Raw genomic sequence first — 17,330 nt, 5'->3', positions numbered from 1 at the left:
CAAACCGCGGGAGCAACGCTCGTTCCTCATCGAGATCCCGGAAATCACATCGCCGCGATCGCTTGGCCCGCTTTAAGGCGCGCCCGCAGTGCGTCGCGCACCTCGGCGATGACGTTGCTCCAATCGCCCGGGCTCTTTTGGTGAAACAGCCGCAGGCTCGGATACCACAACGAGCGCACGCCGGATTGGGGCCAGCGCCAGTCGCAATCGGCGTGCAGCAAGACCCAGGCCTCGCATCCGAGCGCGCCCGCAAGATGCGCGATCATGGTGTCGACGCAAACGAGGAGATCGAGCTGCCCCAGGAGATGGCCTAGCGCCACGATATCAGGCGTACTGATGTCCCGCGCACCGATCCCGTCGAGCTCTTCGGCGCGTGCCCCGCGCTGCAGAGAGCAAAGTGTGACGCCCTCCATGGCGAGATGACCCAACAGTGCGACGGGAATGACGCGCCGCTTGTCCCAGTCGCCGACCTCCCAGACCAGGCCGACAGCGAGATCTCGCCCGGCTGGCGCGGTGAACGAGGGCACCGGGGGCAACGTTACATAGGGCGCGGCCATCCCGACCTGCTCCATTCTCGCCCTGATCGCGTGTGGCACCTCCATGATCTCGATGTCGACCTCGAAATCGATCTCGGGCGCACCATCATGGAGCGGAATTGCCCGGTCGACACCTGCGGCCCCTGCGGCGAGCGGCAACAGTTCGGCCTGGCACCACAAGGTGACGCTGCGCGCGATGTCACGAAGCGGCCGCATGAACCGCAGAAACTGAATCGTGTCACCGAGCCCGTGGTAGCAGCGGACCATCACGTGCCTGCCGCTCAAATCCTCGCCGCGCCAGATCCGCTGAAGATGCCTCGGGCCGCTATGCTTGGGTGGATACGCGACCTGCATGAGGTCACGATCGTTGATCGCCCAGGCGCGCGCGAAGTCACCCGCCCGCATCGCTTCGACCCAGCCGCTCGTCACCGCGCGGTCGCCGAGCTAACGCCGCACGAATTTGTGGAAGCGGCTCAGCTTGCCGTCCTTGGTCCGGTCCTGGTGCAGGAACGCAATGCCGGCCTCGTCGAACTTCTCGAAAAATTCGTCCCAGCCGATGCGGTCGAGCCCCTCGTCCGGCGGATCGAAATCGATGCGCAGGATGCCGGCATGCCCATTCTCTTCCGTCGCCTTCACAGTCGCAGGCTTGCCGCCCCGCTCCTCGGTCCATTTTCGGATCACATCGTGATTGGTCGTTTGTTGTCCTTCGGTGGTCTCTGTCCTCGACGCCATGTTGCACCTCACATGCTGGCACGGCCGCGCGATGAGCATCCCCGTCACGCCGCCCATTAGCCAACAAACGCGCCCCGGCCGGATTTGTTCTTTCGAGCTCCAAGCGCACTCGTACGCCCAGCATCATCTTCTTCATCTTCATCATGAAGGCTCTTCGTTCCCTGGGCACGGCTTGGGATTCTATCCCATGTTAAACTGCTCGCATTTCTTCGGCTTGAAATCGCTCGCGACGCAACGCTCGCATTCCTTCCCAGGAACGAACATACCCTCCGCACGTTCGCCGACGTACTTACCGACGCCGCGTGTTTCCCGGAGGGCTTCATTCCATGCATTCTCGTCTTCAAGACAGGCGCCGCGTGCGCGTCGGACTCGTCGGCGTCGGCAATTGCGCGAGCTCCTTCGTCCAGGGCCTCACCTATTACCGGAATGCCAAGTCCAACGAGCCGGTCCCGGGACTGATGAACGCCGATCTCGGCGGCTACCATATCAGCGACATCCAGATCGCATCCGCCTTCGACGTCAATGCCAGCAAGGTCGGGCGCGATGTCGCCGAGGCGATCTTCGCAAAGCCAAACAACACGCACCGCTTCTCCGACGTCGCGCCCACCGGAATCATCGTGCAACGCGGACCGGTGATGGACGGCATCGGGCACTATCTCACGGAGGATGTTCCGGTTGCCGACGTTCCTGAGGCCGATGTTTCCGAGGTGCTGGCAATGTCACGCACGGACGTTCTGGTGTCGTATCTGCCGGTGGGCTCGCAGCGGGCCAGCGAATGGTACGCGGCGCGCGCCATCGAAGCGGGCTGCGGCTACGTCAATTGCATTCCCGTCTTCATTGCCTCCAACCCGGAGTGGCGGCGCCGCTTCGAGGAGGCCGGCCTGCCGATCGTAGGGGATGACATCAAGAGCCAGGTCGGCGCCACCATCCTGCATCGCGTGCTCGCCAACCTGTTCCGCGATCGCGGGGTGCGGCTCGATCGCACCTACCAACTCAATGTCGGCGGCAACACCGATTTCAAGAACATGCTCGAACGGGAACGGCTGGCTTCCAAGAAGATTTCCAAGACCCAGGCCGTGACCAGTCAGTTTGACGTCCCGATGGACCCCGACAACATCCACGTCGGGCCGAGCGATCACGTGCCGTGGCTCACCGACCGCAAGCTCGCCTTCATCCGCCTGGAGGGAACGACGTTCGGCGGCGTGCCCTTGAGCGCCGAGGTCAAGCTCGAGGTCTGGGATTCCCCGAACTCGGCGGGCGTCGTGATCGACGCGGTCCGCTGCGCCAAGCTCGCGATGGACCGTGGCCAGCGCGGAGCGCTGACCGGCCCCTCGAGCTATTTCATGAAGTCACCGCCGCAGCAGTTCACCGATGAGGAGGCCGGACGGCGGACGCGGGCCTTCATCGACGACAAGGCGCATGCGTGATGGCCAGGATCATTCATCTCGTCCGGCATGGTCATCATGCCCTGCTCGGTCGCATTCTGTGCGGCCGGATGAAGGGCGTCGAGCTTGACGATCTCGGTTGCGCGGAAATGGCTCGCTGTGCCGGGACCGTCGCGCGCCGGCCAACTCTCATTCAATCCAGCCCGCAGCGGCGGAGCATACAGTCGGCCTGCATTCTCGCAGCGCATTTCAGACTGCCGGTCGAGATCGTCCCCGCCCTCGACGAGCTCGACTATGGCGAATGGACCGGACGATCGTTTGACGATCTCGCACCGGATCCACGATGGTCGCGCTGGAATGGGCGACGCGGCGCGAGCCGACCGCCCGGCGGCGAGAGCATGCGGTCGCTTCAAAATCGCATCGTTGCCCATCTGGAGCAACTGCGTGGTGATCGCAATCTCGGCACCGTCGTCGCCGTCAGCCACGCCGAGCCGATCCGCGCCGCGCTGCTGCACTATTCGCGCATGCCGCTCGACGAGTTTCTCTCGATCGAGATCGATCCTGCGAGCGTCAGCACGCTCCGCGCCGACAGCCGCGGCATGAAGATCACCGGGATCAACCAGCGGGTGCCGGCGTGAAGATCGTCATCTTCGGCCTGACAATCTCCTCATCCTGGGGCAACGGGCACGCCACCTTGTGGCGCGGCCTGTGCAAGCATCTCGCACGGTCGGGACACAGTGTCGTCTTCTTCGAGCGCGACGTTCCCTACTATGCCGCCGCCCGGGATCTCCACGAACTGCCCGGGGGCAAGCTCCGGCTGTTCTCGGACTGGAACGATGTGCGTCAGGCTGCAGGCGCTGACATCCGTTGATGCCGACGTTGCAATTGTGACCTCCTATTGCCCCGACGCGATTGCGGCGACCGACCTGATCCTCTCGGAAGGTCGCGCTGTTCCCGTGTTCTACGACCTTGACACTCCGATCACGCTCGCAAGGCTCCTGGCCGGCGAAGCCGTTCCCTATATCGGCCCGCGCGGCCTGCGCGATTTCGAGCTGGTGCTCAGTTTTACCGGCGGACCTCGCGTCGCGGATGAGTTCCGCGACAGGCTCGGCGCGCGCGATACCCGGCCGCTCTACGGCCATGTCGACACCGACATCCATCGGCCGGTCGCGCCCCAGCCGCATTATCGTGCCGACCTGTCTTATCTCGGCACCTACTCCGAGGACCGCCAGCGCACGCTCGAGACGCTTTTCGTCGCGCCCGCGCGGGCGCGCAATGATCTCCGCTTCCTGATCGGTGGGGCGCAGTATCCCGAGACATTTCCATGGTCGCCAAACATCTATTTTGTGCGGCACCTGCCGCCGCCTGAGCACGCACCCTTCTTTGCCTCATCGCGGCTGACGCTCAATGTCACGCGCCGGGCCATGGCGGAGATGGGCTGGTGTCCGTCGGGCCGGCTGTTCGAGGCCGCGGCCTGCGGCGCGCCGCTGCTGAGCGACGATTGGCTGGGAATATCGGATTTCTTCGCACCCGGAGAGGAGATCCTGATCGCCCGCGACGAGCACGATGCACTCGCCGCGCTCGCGATGACGGATGCCGAACTCCGCCGCATGGCGCAGCGTGCCCATGAGCGCACGATGGACCAGCATACGTCCGACAAGCGTGCGCGCGAACTGGTCGTACTGCTCGAGCAGATCGCATCGCGCCGCGTGAGCCGGCAACAACCCGAGGAGGCCTGATCATGTGGGGCATCGTTCCGGCCGCGGGTCGCGGCAGCCGTATCCAGCCGCTCGCCTTCTCCAAGGAATTGTTGCCGGTCGGCAGCCGGCGTGACGACGGTATAGACCGCCCCTGCGCCGTCTCCGAATATCTCCTGGAGCGCCTCATCCTCGGCGGTGCCGACAAGATCTGCTTCGTGATCTCGCCGGGTAAATCCGACATCCTCGAATATTTCGGCGACCATTATGGCACCGCCGAGCTCGCCTATGTCGTGCAACCCGATGCAGCGGGACTGTGCGACGCCGTGTTCAGGGCAAGCACAGTCGTCGGGCAGCACGAGGATGTCATCGTCGGCCTACCCGATACCGTGTGGTTTCCCAAGGCGGCCCTGCAATCCCTGCCGGATGCGGACCTCTCGTTCCTGCTATTCCCGGTCGAGCACCCCGAATTCTTCGATGCGGTGGTGCTCGATGGCGAGCACGTGACGGAGATCCAGGTCAAGCAGCCGAATGCAGCCTCGCGCTGGATCTGGGGCGCATTCAAAATGTCGGCGCGCGGCTTCCGCGAGCTCCAGTCGCTTTGGAACGCACGCGAACGCCGGGATGAATATTTCGGGACCTTGGTCAACGCGTATCTTTCGGCCGGTGGCCGCGGCATCGGCATCAAGGCCGGCGAATCCTACGTCGATGTCGGCACCATCGACGGCTATCGCACCGCGATGGCCCTGCTCGCTGATAGCGCCGAGGGCCGTTCGAAGTTGCGGACCCGCGCGTCATCGGACGGCGCTCGCCCGGTCACAGTGAACCACGGAGCGATTGCATGACCAGAGGTGTCCTCTCCCGCGAGGAAATCCGCCAGCGTGTCGATGCCCTGGGGCCGTGGTTTCACAATCTCAACCTGAAGGGCGTGCCGACCGCGCCGTCGCACTTTCTCGGCGACTATCCCAATGTGAAGTGGCAGCGCTTCTCCGGGATCATCCCGGATCGACTCGAAGGCAAGACCGTGCTCGACATCGGCTGCAATGCCGGCTTCTACGCCATGGAGATGAAGCGGCGTGGTGCCGAACGCGTGCTCGGTCTCGACACCGACGAAGAGTATCTGGCCCAGGCCCGCTTCGCGGCCGAGGTGAATGGGCTCAGAATCGAGTTCCGCAAGATGTCGGCCTACGATGTCGGGCAGCTCCGCGAGAAGTTCGACCTCGTGATCTTCATGGGCGTGCTCTACCACCTGCGGCATCCGCTGCTCGCGCTCGACCTGATTCATGAGCACGTGGCCGGCGATCTCCTGCTGTTCCAGTCGATGCAGCGCGGCGACAGCCGCGTCGACCCCATCGAGAAGAACTACGATTTCTGGACCACCGACCAGTTCGATGCATCGGGCTACCCGAAGCTGCACTTCATCGAGCACAAATATGCCGACGACCCTACCAATTGGTGGGTACCCAATCGCGCCTGCGTCGAGGCCATGCTGCGCAGCGCGGGCTTTGTCATCGCGGCCCATCCGGAGGATGAAGTCTATCTGTGCAAGCGCACGGGGCGGCCGCAGGCTGACGGGCCGGTCTATCCGTCACGGGAGATGGGCCGATGATCGAGGCTGCCAAGATCTGGAACGAGCCCAACAACAAGTCGCATTGGGACCTCCTGATCGACCCGGACTGGGCAATGTTCGCAGGTCTCGCGCTCGCGGCCGCCAAGGCCATCCGCAGCGCGCATCCGACCTTGCCGCGCGTGCTCGGCGGCATCTCCCCCATCGATCCCTCTTTCATGCGCAACATGCAGGCGCGCGGCGTGCTCGATCACGTCGACGCTGTCGCAGTCCACGGCTTTCCGCTCGACTGGAATTTGTGGCAGATCGGGGAATGGCCGGCCAAGATCGAGGAGATCAAGGCCGTTACCTCGCTCCCGGTCTGGGTGACCGAGGTCGGCGTCTCCTCGTTCGGCGCCGAGGAGGTGCAGGCGTGGGGCCTGTCGCGCACCGCCGACCTTTTGATCGGCCGCGCGCCGCGCATCCACTGGTACAGCCTCTACGATCTCCCCTCGGCCTGGGAGGCAACCACCCGGCACAAGGAGGCGGAGGGGTCCTCCTATTATCGGCATTTCCACATGGGCCTGCTGCGCGAGGATGGAACACCGAAAGCCGCCGCGGGGCTGTTCGACCAATATGCGCCTGACATGGGCCTGTGCCAGTGGTTTCACTTCGAGGACCATCGTCTCGATGACGCCGTGCGCTGGATGCGCCGCCTCGGCGTGCGGCACTTGCGGACCGGCCTGTCATGGGCCGACAGCTTCCGTCCCAATGCGATGGACTGGTTCGACCGCCAGATGGACGCGCTGGCCGAATTCGATGTCACTGTGACCTTCTGCTTCACGCCGGAACACCGCGGCGTCGAACCTCATCACACCAGCCCGCCGCACGACGTGAACGAGTTCGCTGATTTCTGCGCGCAGATGGTCGAGCGCTACTGCACGAAGACCGGCCTCGCCTCTTCCATCGGCGTCTCTCCGCCGCTGAGGGAGTCGACATGCGTGCCCTGATCCTGGTGATGGATTCCGTCGGTATCGGCGCAGCGCCCGACGCTGTCATCTATGGCGACGAAGGTGCCGATACCGTCGGCCACATCGCCGATGCGTGTTCGGCCGGGCACGCCAACAGCCCGCAGCGGGAGGGGCCGCTGCAGCTTCCCAATCTCGTGGCGCTGGGCCTGGGCGAGGCCTGCCGTCTTGCTACCGGCCGCGTCCCGCCCGGGCTCGACGGTCGGGTTCAACATGCGCAGTATGGATGCGCGAGCGAGATATCCAGGGGCAAGGACACGCCGTCGGGTCATTGGGAAATTGCGGGCGTGCCTGTCACGTTCGACTGGGGCTATTTTCCAAAGATCCAACCTTGCTTCCCTCGCGATCTCGTGGAGACGCTGTGCGAACAGGCCGGATTGCCCGGCATCCTCGGCAATTGCCACGCTTCCGGCACCGAGATCATCGCCGAATTCGGCGAGCGCCACATCCGAAGCGCCGAGCCGATCTGCTACACTTCGGCCGACAGCGTGTTCCAGATCGCGGCTCACGAAGAGACGTTTGGGCTCGAGCGACTCTACGATGTCTGCACGATTGCGAGGCGGCTGGTCGACCCCTTGAACATCGGCCGCGTCATCGCGCGTCCGTTCGTCGGATCAAACGCGCACAACTTCAAGCGCACCTCGCACCGGCGCGACTTCTCCGTTCCTCCGCCCGAACGAACCATCCTCGACCTTGCGGACATCTCCGGCCGCGACATCGTCACGATCGGGAAGATCGATGACATCTTCGCCCATCGCAGCACCGGGCGAAACCTGCGTGGCGACGGCAATGCGGCACTTTTCGATGCCACGCTCGACGGGCTCGCAAGCCTTGCAGAGGGCGGGCTGTTGTTCGCAAACTTCATCGATTTCGACACGCTCTTCGGCCACCGTCGCGACGTCGCGGGCTACGCAGCGGGGCTCGAAGCCTTCGACGCCCGCCTTCCCGAACTGCTGAGCCGCCTGCGAGGCGACGATCTCCTGATCATCACCGCCGATCATGGCTGCGATCCGACCTGGAGCGGCACCGATCACACGCGCGAGCAGGTCCCGATCCTGGCGTGGACCGCGCAATCAAGGTCTCCGGCTGGCCGTCGCGCCGGGTTTGCCGATATCGGTGCAACCGTAGCAAGACATCTCCATCTGCCGGCGCCGCTTCATGGCGCGCATTTCTAGGCGCGATTCACCTGGGTTATTGATCCAGGTTAAAGAACTTTTCGTTTGTAGGTTTCGCAGGAACGAACATTCCTTGCACCGCTTCTAACTCCCAGACGTGACTGGCGCGCCGGTCGCCCGACCAAGCCAAAGCGCGCTTCAACTCTCATCATCGATCGATCCGAACGGATCGGTCCCATGCGGCGCGGAGCGATGAATGACGCGAGTATTGATTACTGGAGGCGCGGGATTCATCGGCTCGCATACGGCTGACGTACTGCTTGCGGCCGGGTACGACGTCCGCCTTCTCGACAATCTCTCGCCCCAGGTCCACGGCGGCAACCGTCAGCGGCCTGCCTATCTCGCCGACGACGCGGAACTCGTCGTCGGCGATGTCACCGATGCACTCGCCGTCGAGCAGGCCTTGCACGGCGCCGATATGGTCCTGCATCTCGCCTCCGCCGTCGGCGTTGGCCAGAGCATGTACGACATCGAGCCCTATGTCAGAACGAACGAGCTTGGCACCGCCGTGCTGCTCCAGGCGCTGGCCCAGCGCCCGGTCGCACGGCTGGTGGTGGCATCCTCGATGAGCATCTACGGCGAGGGCCTCTATCGCGAGCGCGGCGGGAGCGTCGTCGCGTGCGACGAACGGCCGGTCGAGCAGCTCCGCAAAGGCGAGTGGGAGTTGCGGGATACCGCGGGTCATCCGCTCGACCCCGTGCCCACCCCCGAAACGAAGCAGCCGTCGCTGAGCTCGATCTACGCGCTGAACAAGTATGCCCAGGAGCGCATGTGCCTGATCACAGGCAAGGCGTACGGCATTCCGACCGTCGGCTTGCGCTTCTTCAACGTGTTCGGTCCGCGCCAGGCGCTGTCCAATCCCTATACCGGCGTGCTGGCCATCTTCGCCGCACGGCTGCTCAACGGCCGGCCGCCGCTCGTCTTCGAAGACGGCCTGCAGCGGCGCGACTTCGTCCACGTGCACGATGTCGCCCGCGCCTGCCGCATGGCGCTCGAATCCGACCACAGCCAGGACGTCTTCAACGTCGGCTCGGGTGGGAGCCGCACCATTCTCTCGGTGGCCGAGGATCTGGCCGAGGTGATGGGGCGGCGCGAGATCGTCCCCGAGATCACGCGGAAATACCGCGCCGGCGACATCCGGCACTGTTTCGCCGACATCGGCAAATCACGCGACCTGCTCGGCTTCGAGCCGCATGTCGCGTTCAAGGATGGTCTCGAAGGGCTCGCCGAGTACCTCGCCGACCAGATCGCCGATGATCAGGCGGAGCGGGCTACCCGGGAGCTGCTGCAACGAGGGCTGGTCGCGTGATGAGCGAACGAGACAACAGACACGTCCTGGTCACCGGCGGCTGCGGTTTCATCGGCTGCAATCTCGCCGACCGCCTCGCCGAGCGGGGCGATCGCGTTCTGGTGCTGGACAATCTCGCCCGCGCCGGCGTACGCGAGAACGCACAATGGCTGAAATCCCGGCACGGCGACCGCGTCACGATCACGGTGGCTGATATCCGCGACCCGATTCCGGTGATCGACGCCGTGCGCGAGGCGCGCGCCGTGCTGCACCTCGCAGCCCAGGTCGCCGTCACCGACAGCGTCAGCGATCCCTCGGCCGATTTCGAGATCAACGCGCGCGGCACGCTGAACGTGCTCGAAGCCGTTCGCCTGCACAATAACGCGGCGCCGGTGATCTTCGCCTCGACCAACAAGGTCTATGGGCGCCTGATCGAGGACAGCGAGATCGCACTCTCTGGCCGACGCTACACGCCGGTCAGCGACCTGCTCGCCGGCGGCGTTTCGGAGAACGCACCGCTGGATTTCTACAGCCCCTATGGATGCTCCAAGGGCACGGCCGATCAATACGTCCATGACTATGCAAGGGTGTTTGGGCTGCAGACCGTGGTGATGCGGATGAGCTGCATCTACGGGCCTCGGCAATTCGGCACCGAGGACCAGGGCTGGATCGCGCACTTCCTGCTCAGCGCCATCCGCGGCAAGGCGCTGACGATCTACGGCGACGGCAAGCAGGTCCGCGACGCGCTGCACGTTTCGGACGCGGTGAGCGCCTGGCTCGCGGCGCTTGACCACATCGCGCTTGCCCGCGGGCGCGTCTTCAATCTCGGCGGCGGGCCGGCGAATGCGGTCAGCCTGCTCGAGCTGATCGACCGCATCGCCGATCTGACGGGCCGCAATGTTGCCTATCGCTTTGCCGATTGGCGACCGGGCGATCAGCCCTGGTACGTGACGGACACCCGCGCGCTGGCCACCGCGCTCGGCTGGACGCCGCAAATGTCCCTCGCCGACGGACTGCGCTCGCTCCACACCTGGCTCGACAGCCGCTTCGGATCACTCGGCAGAAGCGAGGCCCTGGCATGACGCGGATCGCCCTCGTCAACCCGAACTGGGATTTTACCGGAAGCATCTATTTCGGCTGCCGCTCCCCTCACCTTCCGCTCGAGCTCGGCATCTCCGAGCACTATCTGAAAGCGGCCGGGCACAAGACGCTGCTGCTCGATGCGCACATGTTCGATCTGTCGCTGCGCGAGATCGAGGCCGAACTGCGCGCCTTTGGTCCCGATCAGATCGTCTTCACGACGGCGCCGACATACCTGTTCTGGCGCTGCGCACCGCCGGAGCTTCGGGTGCCGCAGCAGCTCGCGCGCGTCGTATGCGACCTTGCGCCAACCCTGATCGCGGTAGGCCCACATGGCTCGACCACGCCGAAGACGGCCTTGAAGAAGCTCGGCGTCGACATCGTCGTGATGGGCGAGTGCGAGGCGTCCCTGCTGCGGCTCGCCAATGGCGAGCGGGATTTTCCGGGCCTGTGCTTCGTGGACGGCGCTTCGCTCCGGGTCAATGGCGGCCCACAGGCGGTCGCGTTCAGCAATCAGCCAGCGCTCGATTGGCCGGACGAAATGATCCGGCGCCACCATCATCATCATCACCGCTTCGAGGCCGAGCCCGCGGCGCCGGGCGCCGAGGTGGAGGCCTCGCGCGGCTGCCCCTACAACTGCACGTTCTGCGCCAAGGAGAATTTCCGCAACGCCTATCGCAAGCGGCCCCCAGCCGTCATTCTCGACGAGATCGATCGCCTGCGCGACCACGGCATCGAATATGTCTACTTCATCGACGAGATCTTTCTTCCCAATCGCGAGCTGCTGGAAGGATTGACGACCCGCGGGCTGAAGTTCGGCGTGCAGACGCGGATCGATCTATGGAAACCCGACATGCTCGCCCTGCTCGGGCGCGCCGGCTGCGTCTCGATCGAAGCCGGCATCGAGAGCCTGACGGTGGAAGGGCGCGCCGCGCTCGCCAAGAACTGCAAGATGACGACGGATCAGCTCGCCGACCGGCTGGTCGAAGCCCGCCGCCACGTCCCCTTCGTGCAGGCCAATCTGATCGAGGTGCCCGAGGACGACGATCCCATCGTGCAGCGCTGGCGCCGCACCATGCAGGATGCCGGGGTCTGGGCCAACGATCCGGTGCCGCTCTATCCGTATCCCGGCTCTCCCGACTACCGCAAGCTCTGGGGCGAGCCCGACGATGTCGCCTGGGAGCGCGCGCACCGGCACTATCTGGCGATGTTCGACCAGTTCAGCGACGTGCAGAACGATCGCCCGGTCCCGCTCGACAGCCTCGAACTCCAGGTGGCCTCATGAACCGTGGCGCCGACATCAGGATCATGATGACGACCGACACGGTCGGTGGCGTCTGGACCTATTCCTGCGCCCTCGCGTCAAATCTTGCGGCGTCCGGTGCCGAGGTCACGCTCGTCACGCTGGGGCCGCGGGCGCGGGTCGATCAGCGCGATATGCTGCGTGACACCCGGGTGCACCTGATCGAAACGGATCTGGCACTCGAATGGCAGGATCCGGAAGGGCGGAACGTGCCCGAGGCAGAGCGCGTGCTCTCCAATCTCGAAGCCACGTTGATCCCCGATATCGTCCATCTGAATAGCTTTCGCGAAGCAACCCTTGCCTGGCACGCCCCGACGGTTCTGGTGGCGCATTCCTGCGTCAATTCCTGGGCGCTGGCCTGCCACGATACGGGCTGGCTCAGCGAGCCGAGATGGCGCCGCTACAGCGAACGGGTCGCTGCGGCGCTCGACATGGTGCAGGCCTGGGTGTGTCCAAGCAGAGCCTTTTACGACGACATGACGGCGATCTACCAGCCGCGATCGCGCGGGGCAGTGATCTGGAACGGAATTGCGCCTCGCGATCCTGCGGGACGGAAGCAGGATCTGATCTTCGCGGCCGGACGGCTGTGGGACCGCGCCAAGAACATCGAAGCTCTTGCCGCCGCCGCGCCCGGGCTGGATTGGCCGGTCGAGGTGGCCGGTCCCATCGATGCACGTCTGTCGACGGGTGTCACCTGGCTCGGCGAATTGCCGCACGAAGCCATGGCCGCGCGCTTGCAGCACTCGGCGATCTTCGTCAGTCCCGCCTTCTATGAACCGTTCGGCCTCTCGGTGCTGGAAGCAGCTGCCGCGGGTTGCGCTCTTGTCCTTTCCGACATCCCGACGTTCCGCGAGTTGTGGCGCGGGGCTGCGTTGTTCTTCGATCCGGCCGATAGCGATGCGCTGCATCGGGCCCTCGCGGAGCTTTGCGCCGATGATACGGGTCGAGCACGGCTGCAACGCGCCGCCTATGAGCAATCCCTGACCTATTCGCTGACGCGCATGACGAGTGCCTATCTTGGTCTCTACCAGGACCTGATCGCATCGCGCCGGACGAGCGCGGCGGCCAGCGAGATCGAGGTGCGCGCATGAAATGCGTCCTGTTCTATCATGCGTTCACCTCCTGCTGGAACAATGGCAATGCGCATTTCCTACGTGGCTATGCGCGCGAGCTCCAGGCGCTCGGGCACGAGGTCGTCGTGTACGAGCCCATCGACGGCTGGAGCCGGCTGAACGCCATCCGCGAAGGCGGCAGTCATGATGCGATGGAGGACATTCCCACCCTCTTTCCCGGCATCGACATCCGGCGCTATGACACCAGCCTCGATCTCGAGCGGGCGCTGGACGGCGCCGATCTCGTCATCGTGCATGAATGGAATTCGCCAGATCTCATCGCGCAGATCGGATGCAGGCGCGCGCAAGGCGCCCGCTTCACCCTGCTGTTCCACGACACTCATCACCGCGCCGTCAGCGCGCCTGAGGAGCTTGCCCAATTCGATCTCGATGGATTCGACGGCGTGCTCGCCTTCGGCGAAGTGCTTCGGCAGATCTATTTGAAGCTCGGCTGGGCCGACCGAGCCTTCACCTGGCATGAGGCAGCCGATGTCGCGCTGTATCATCCGCTGCCGCAGGTCGAGCGGACCGACGATCTGGTCTGGATCGGCAATTGGGGGGACGGCGAGCGCAGCGCCGAGCTCAACGAATTCCTGGTTGAGCCCGCGGCGGAGCTGAATCTCCGCACGAGCGTTTATGGCGTGCGCTATTCGGACGATGCGCTCCGCACCATCAGGAGCGCAGGCATCCGCTATGGCGGCTGGCTGCCGGCACACCGCGCTCCCATCGCGTTCGCCGGCGCACGCACGACCATCCATGTGCCGCGCGGGCCTTACGTACGCCTGCTTCCTGGCATTCCGACCATCCGCGTGTTCGAGGCGCTGGCCTGCGGCCTTCCCCTGGTTTCGGCGCCCTGGTCGGATGCGGAAGGCATGTTCCCCGATGGCGCCTATCTCAGCGTCGCCGACGGCACGCAGATGAAGCGTGCGCTTCGCTCCGTGCGCGAGGATCGAGACATGTCTGCCGCGATGGTGAACGCGGGGCTGAAGACGATCCGGGATCACCACACCTGCCGCCATCGCGCCGAGCAACTCGTCGGCATCGTCGCCGACATCCGCGAGTCCGGCCGCCCGTCACAGCCTCAGCATCATATCGGAGCCGTCGCATGAAGATCTGCTTCTTCGGATCCAGCCTCGTCTCGTCCTACTGGAACGGCGCCGCCACCTATTATCGCGGCATGCTGAAGGAGATTGCGTCGCTCGGCCACGACGTCACCTTCTACGAACCCGACGCCTTCGCGCGCCAGGCGCATCGGGACATCGACGACCCGGATTGGGCCAGAGTGATCGTCTATCCCGCGACCCCGGACGGCTGGCGCCGCTCGCTCGCTGAAGCGGCACGATCGGCCGACATGCTGGTCAAGGCCAGCGGCGTCGGCGTCTTTGATCTGGAGCTGGAGAACGCAGTGGCCGAGCTGCCGTCGCGGCTGATCCGGATCTATTGGGACGTCGATGCTCCCGCCACGCTCGAAACCATGGACAGCGATCCACAGCATCATCTGCGCCGCGCCATCCCGTCCTACGATATGGTCCTGACCTATGGCGGCGGCGACGGCGTCGTGTCCGCCTATCGGTCAATGGGCGCGCGGGATTGCGTGCCGATCTACAATGCGCTCGATCCGGCCACGCATTTTCCGGCGCCGCCCAATCCGCGCTTCGCCTGCGATCTCAGCCTGCTGGCGAACCGCCTGCCTGATCGCGAGCAGCGCGTCGAGCGTTTCTTCCTCGACGTTGCACGCCGGCTGCCCGGCAAGGCCTTCGTGCTCGGCGGCTCCGGCTGGGACGACAAGGATGCCCCCGCCAATCTGCGCAAGGTCGGCCATGTCGGCACCGCCGATCACAACGCGTTTTTCGGCTCCGCTCTCGCCACACTGAACGTCAATCGCGACAGCATGGCGCGCTACGGCTTCTCACCGCCAACGCGTGTGTTCGAAGCGATCGGCGCCGGCGCCTGCCTGATCACCGATCAATGGGCCGGCATCGATCATTTTCTCGAACCCGGCCGCGAGGTTCTGGTCGCTGCTGACGGAGCCGAGGTCGCCGGGCACCTCGCCGCGCTGGATCCAGAGCGGGCCCGCTCGATCGCCCGCCGCGCCCGCACGCGCATCCTGAGCCAACACACCTACCGGCAACGCGCCCGCCAGTTCAACGATCTCTTCGTCGCCCGCAGCTCGCGAATCGAGGCAGCAGAATGAACCTCTCCATCGTCGTCATCGGACTTTCGGTCACTTCGTCCTGGGGCAATGGTCACGCTACGACCTACCGCGCCCTGATCGAAGCCCTGGCACGACGAGGCCACCGCGTCACGTTCCTGGAGCGGGACGTGCCCTGGTATCGGGATCACCGTGACCTGACCAAGCCCTCTGGCTGGACTGTCGAGCTCTACCAATCCTTGAAGGATATTCCGCGCCGTTTCGGCAAGCTGATCCGCGATGCCGATCTGGTGATCGTCGGCTCCTACGTTCCTGACGGCATCGCGATTGCCGAATGGACGACGACCCATGCGAGAGGCGTCACGGCATTTTACGACATCGACACGCCGGTCACACTGGCGCGGCTCGAACAGGGCCTCGACTATCTCTCCGCCACAATGATCCCGCGCTTCGATCTCTATCTGTCCTTCACCGGCGGACCGGTGCCGGGCATGATCGAGCAGAGCTACGGCAGTCCGCTCGCGCGTGTCCTTTATTGCAGCGCGAATGCGGAGATTGACCCACCGAAGCAGGCGCAGCCGAAATGGGCTCTCGGCTATCTCGGGACCTACAGCGATGACCGGCAGCCGGTTCTCGACGAGTTGCTGCTTACACCGGCGCGCACGATGCCCTCGGAGCAGTTCGTGGTCGCCGGCGCGCAATATCCCGAACATATCGCCTGGCCCGCCAACGTCGCCCGGATCGAGCACCTCTCGCCGGAACGGCATCCGACGTTCTATACCGCGCAACGCTTCACCCTGAACGCCACCCGCGCAGACATGAAAGCGCTGGGCTTCTCCCCGAGCGTCCGGTTGTTCGAGGCCGCAGCCTGCGGCACGCCCGTGATCTCGGACCGATGGCCCGGGATCGAGACGATTTTCGCGCCGTCGCGGGAAATCCTGCTGGCATCCAGCCCGCGCGAAGTCGTCGAGATCCTGCGCGACATGCCGGAGGAGCATCGGCGCACGATCGCTCACAACGCACGGCGGCGGGTTCTCGCCGATCACACCCCCGACCATCGCGCCCAGCAGCTGGAGACCTACTACGCCGAGGCATCCGCGCGGCGCCGCCGCAAGACGGCGTCCCTTCCCGTCGCTCGCCCCATGCAGGTCGCCCAACTCTGAAAGGCCATATCATGACGCTCCAGACCCGCATCCATGCCTCCCGCCGCTCGCCGACGGTCCTGGTCGCCGGCGGCGCCGGCTTCATCGGATCGCATCTCTGCGACGCGCTCCTGCAACGCGGCAACGTGGTCGTTTGCCTCGACAATCTGTTCACGGGGAGCACTGACAACATCCGGCCGCTGCTCAATCACCCGAACTTCCGCTTCGTCGAGCATGACGTCCGCGATCCCATCGAGATCGATGGCGATATCGATCGGATCTACAGCCTCGCCTGCCCGGCGTCGCCCCGGCACTATCAGACCGATCCGGTCGGGACGATGAAGACCTGCGTGCTCGGCTCGATCAACCTGCTCGAGCTCGCGCGGCAGAAGCGCGCCCGGATCCTTCAGGCCTCCACCAGCGAGGTCTACGGCGATCCGGAAGTGCATCCGCAGCCGGAATCCTATCTCGGCAACGTCAACCCGATCGGACCGCGGGCCTGCTACGACGAGGGCAAGCGCGCCGCGGAGACGCTGATGTTCGACTACCGGCGCACGCAGGGGACCGAGATCAAGGTCGCCCGCATCTTCAACACCTATGGCCCTCGCATGCTCGAGAATGACGGGCGCGTCGTCTCCAACTTCATCGTGCAGGCCTTGCGCGGAGAGCCAATCACGATCTACGGCCAAGGCACGCAAACCCGCAGCTTCTGCTTCGTCGACGATCTCGTGCGGGGGCTTCAGCTCTTGATGGAGAGCCCCGCCTCTGTCACCGGTCCATGCAATCTCGGCAATCCGCACGAGGTCACGATCGAGGCGATCGCTCGTGAAGTTCTGGCGTGCACCGAATCGGCTTCCCCGCTTCGCTTCGAAGCGCTGCCAAAGGACGATCCCAAGCGGCGCAAGCCCGTGATCGATGCAGCGGAGAAGATTCTGGGATGGCGTCCGCGGGTGGCCCTAAAAGACGGTCTTCAAGCGACCATCGCCTATTTTGCGCTCCGCCTCGCGGGGGAGTCGCCCGCATTGGTGCCGGCCATCGCCCCGCGCAAGACGCGACACCCGGCACGCGGCAGGCTCACTCTGTCCGATTAACCGTGATGGCACATCGTTGGGGCGAGGTCCCGCGTAGCGGATGGCTTGCATGTTGATGGCGCA

At 64.9% G+C, this 17,330-nt stretch carries 16 protein-coding genes and 1 pseudogene; 15 read left to right on the top strand and 2 right to left on the bottom strand.

What is annotated here, in order from left to right; all coding sequences use genetic code 11:
• Nucleotides 1-44 precede the first annotated feature (44 nt).
• Nucleotides 45-965: a hypothetical protein gene (locus ABIG06_RS26165; RefSeq protein WP_370139142.1), complete on the bottom strand. Its 921-nt coding sequence runs from the start codon at nt 963-965 to the stop codon at nt 45-47.
• A gap of 15 nt (nt 966-980) precedes the next feature.
• On the bottom strand, nt 981-1,268 hold the full coding sequence (locus tag ABIG06_RS26160; protein WP_124158470.1) for a hypothetical protein: 288 nt from the start codon (nt 1,266-1,268) through the stop codon (nt 981-983).
• A gap of 326 nt (nt 1,269-1,594) precedes the next feature.
• Here ABIG06_RS26160 and ABIG06_RS26155 point away from each other — a divergent pair, with 326 nt between their 5' ends.
• The 15 genes and pseudogenes from ABIG06_RS26155 to ABIG06_RS26085 all read left to right on the top strand — a co-directional run bounded on the left by ABIG06_RS26155 (nt 1,595) and on the right by ABIG06_RS26085 (nt 17,267).
• Nucleotides 1,595-2,695, top strand: coding sequence for an inositol-3-phosphate synthase (locus tag ABIG06_RS26155; protein ID WP_370139141.1), 1,101 nt, complete (start codon nt 1,595-1,597; stop codon nt 2,693-2,695).
• Nucleotides 2,695-3,291, top strand: a complete 597-nt coding sequence (locus ABIG06_RS26150; RefSeq protein WP_370139140.1) for a histidine phosphatase family protein — start codon at nt 2,695-2,697, stop codon at nt 3,289-3,291. Before ABIG06_RS26155 ends, ABIG06_RS26150 begins: the two co-directional genes overlap by 1 nt.
• A pseudogene (locus ABIG06_RS26145) lies at nt 3,288-4,392 on the top strand (CgeB family protein). Before ABIG06_RS26150 ends, ABIG06_RS26145 begins: the two are co-directional and overlap by 4 nt.
• Before the next feature lie 2 nt (nt 4,393-4,394).
• Nucleotides 4,395-5,195, top strand: a complete 801-nt coding sequence (locus tag ABIG06_RS26140) for a nucleotidyltransferase family protein (RefSeq protein ID WP_370139138.1) — start codon at nt 4,395-4,397, stop codon at nt 5,193-5,195.
• Entirely contained in the window at nt 5,192-5,959 is a 768-nt protein-coding gene (locus tag ABIG06_RS26135) for a TIGR04290 family methyltransferase (RefSeq protein ID WP_370139137.1), read from the top strand. Before ABIG06_RS26140 ends, ABIG06_RS26135 begins: the two co-directional genes overlap by 4 nt.
• On the top strand, nt 5,956-6,906 hold the full coding sequence (locus ABIG06_RS26130) for a beta-xylosidase (RefSeq protein ID WP_370139136.1): 951 nt from the start codon (nt 5,956-5,958) through the stop codon (nt 6,904-6,906). Before ABIG06_RS26135 ends, ABIG06_RS26130 begins: the two co-directional genes overlap by 4 nt.
• Nucleotides 6,894-8,099 (top strand): phosphopentomutase, encoded by a 1,206-nt coding sequence (locus tag ABIG06_RS26125; RefSeq protein ID WP_370139135.1) that lies wholly within the window; start codon nt 6,894-6,896, stop codon nt 8,097-8,099. Before ABIG06_RS26130 ends, ABIG06_RS26125 begins: the two co-directional genes overlap by 13 nt.
• 196 nt (nt 8,100-8,295) lie before the next feature.
• Complete coding sequence (locus ABIG06_RS26120) at nt 8,296-9,408, top strand: NAD-dependent epimerase/dehydratase family protein (RefSeq protein WP_370139134.1); 1,113 nt, start codon at nt 8,296-8,298, stop codon at nt 9,406-9,408.
• Entirely contained in the window at nt 9,408-10,469 is a 1,062-nt protein-coding gene (locus tag ABIG06_RS26115) for an SDR family NAD(P)-dependent oxidoreductase (RefSeq protein WP_370139133.1), read from the top strand. The genes ABIG06_RS26120 and ABIG06_RS26115 overlap by 1 nt, the downstream gene beginning before the upstream one ends.
• Nucleotides 10,466-11,752, top strand: coding sequence for a TIGR04295 family B12-binding domain-containing radical SAM protein (locus ABIG06_RS26110; protein ID WP_370139132.1), 1,287 nt, complete (start codon nt 10,466-10,468; stop codon nt 11,750-11,752). The genes ABIG06_RS26115 and ABIG06_RS26110 overlap by 4 nt, the downstream gene beginning before the upstream one ends.
• Nucleotides 11,749-12,861: a glycosyltransferase family 4 protein gene (locus ABIG06_RS26105; RefSeq protein WP_124158459.1), complete on the top strand. Its 1,113-nt coding sequence runs from the start codon at nt 11,749-11,751 to the stop codon at nt 12,859-12,861. The genes ABIG06_RS26110 and ABIG06_RS26105 overlap by 4 nt, the downstream gene beginning before the upstream one ends.
• The gene (locus tag ABIG06_RS26100) at nt 12,858-13,991 is read left to right on the top strand and encodes a CgeB family protein (RefSeq protein WP_370139131.1); all 1,134 of its coding nucleotides are present in this window, start codon (nt 12,858-12,860) and stop codon (nt 13,989-13,991) included. Before ABIG06_RS26105 ends, ABIG06_RS26100 begins: the two co-directional genes overlap by 4 nt.
• On the top strand, nt 13,988-15,076 hold the full coding sequence (locus ABIG06_RS26095; RefSeq protein ID WP_370139130.1) for a CgeB family protein: 1,089 nt from the start codon (nt 13,988-13,990) through the stop codon (nt 15,074-15,076). Before ABIG06_RS26100 ends, ABIG06_RS26095 begins: the two co-directional genes overlap by 4 nt.
• The gene (locus tag ABIG06_RS26090) at nt 15,073-16,197 is read left to right on the top strand and encodes a CgeB family protein (protein WP_370139129.1); all 1,125 of its coding nucleotides are present in this window, start codon (nt 15,073-15,075) and stop codon (nt 16,195-16,197) included. The genes ABIG06_RS26095 and ABIG06_RS26090 overlap by 4 nt, the downstream gene beginning before the upstream one ends.
• Before the next feature lie 11 nt (nt 16,198-16,208).
• The gene (locus ABIG06_RS26085; protein WP_370139128.1) at nt 16,209-17,267 is read left to right on the top strand and encodes a UDP-glucuronic acid decarboxylase family protein; all 1,059 of its coding nucleotides are present in this window, start codon (nt 16,209-16,211) and stop codon (nt 17,265-17,267) included.
• Nucleotides 17,268-17,330: the final 63 nt, after the last annotated feature.

Source organism: Bradyrhizobium sp. USDA 326 (assembly GCF_049739485.1).
Classification (GTDB): Bacteria; Pseudomonadota; Alphaproteobacteria; order Rhizobiales; family Xanthobacteraceae; genus Bradyrhizobium.
This window is presented reverse-complemented; position numbering and strand designations above follow the sequence as displayed.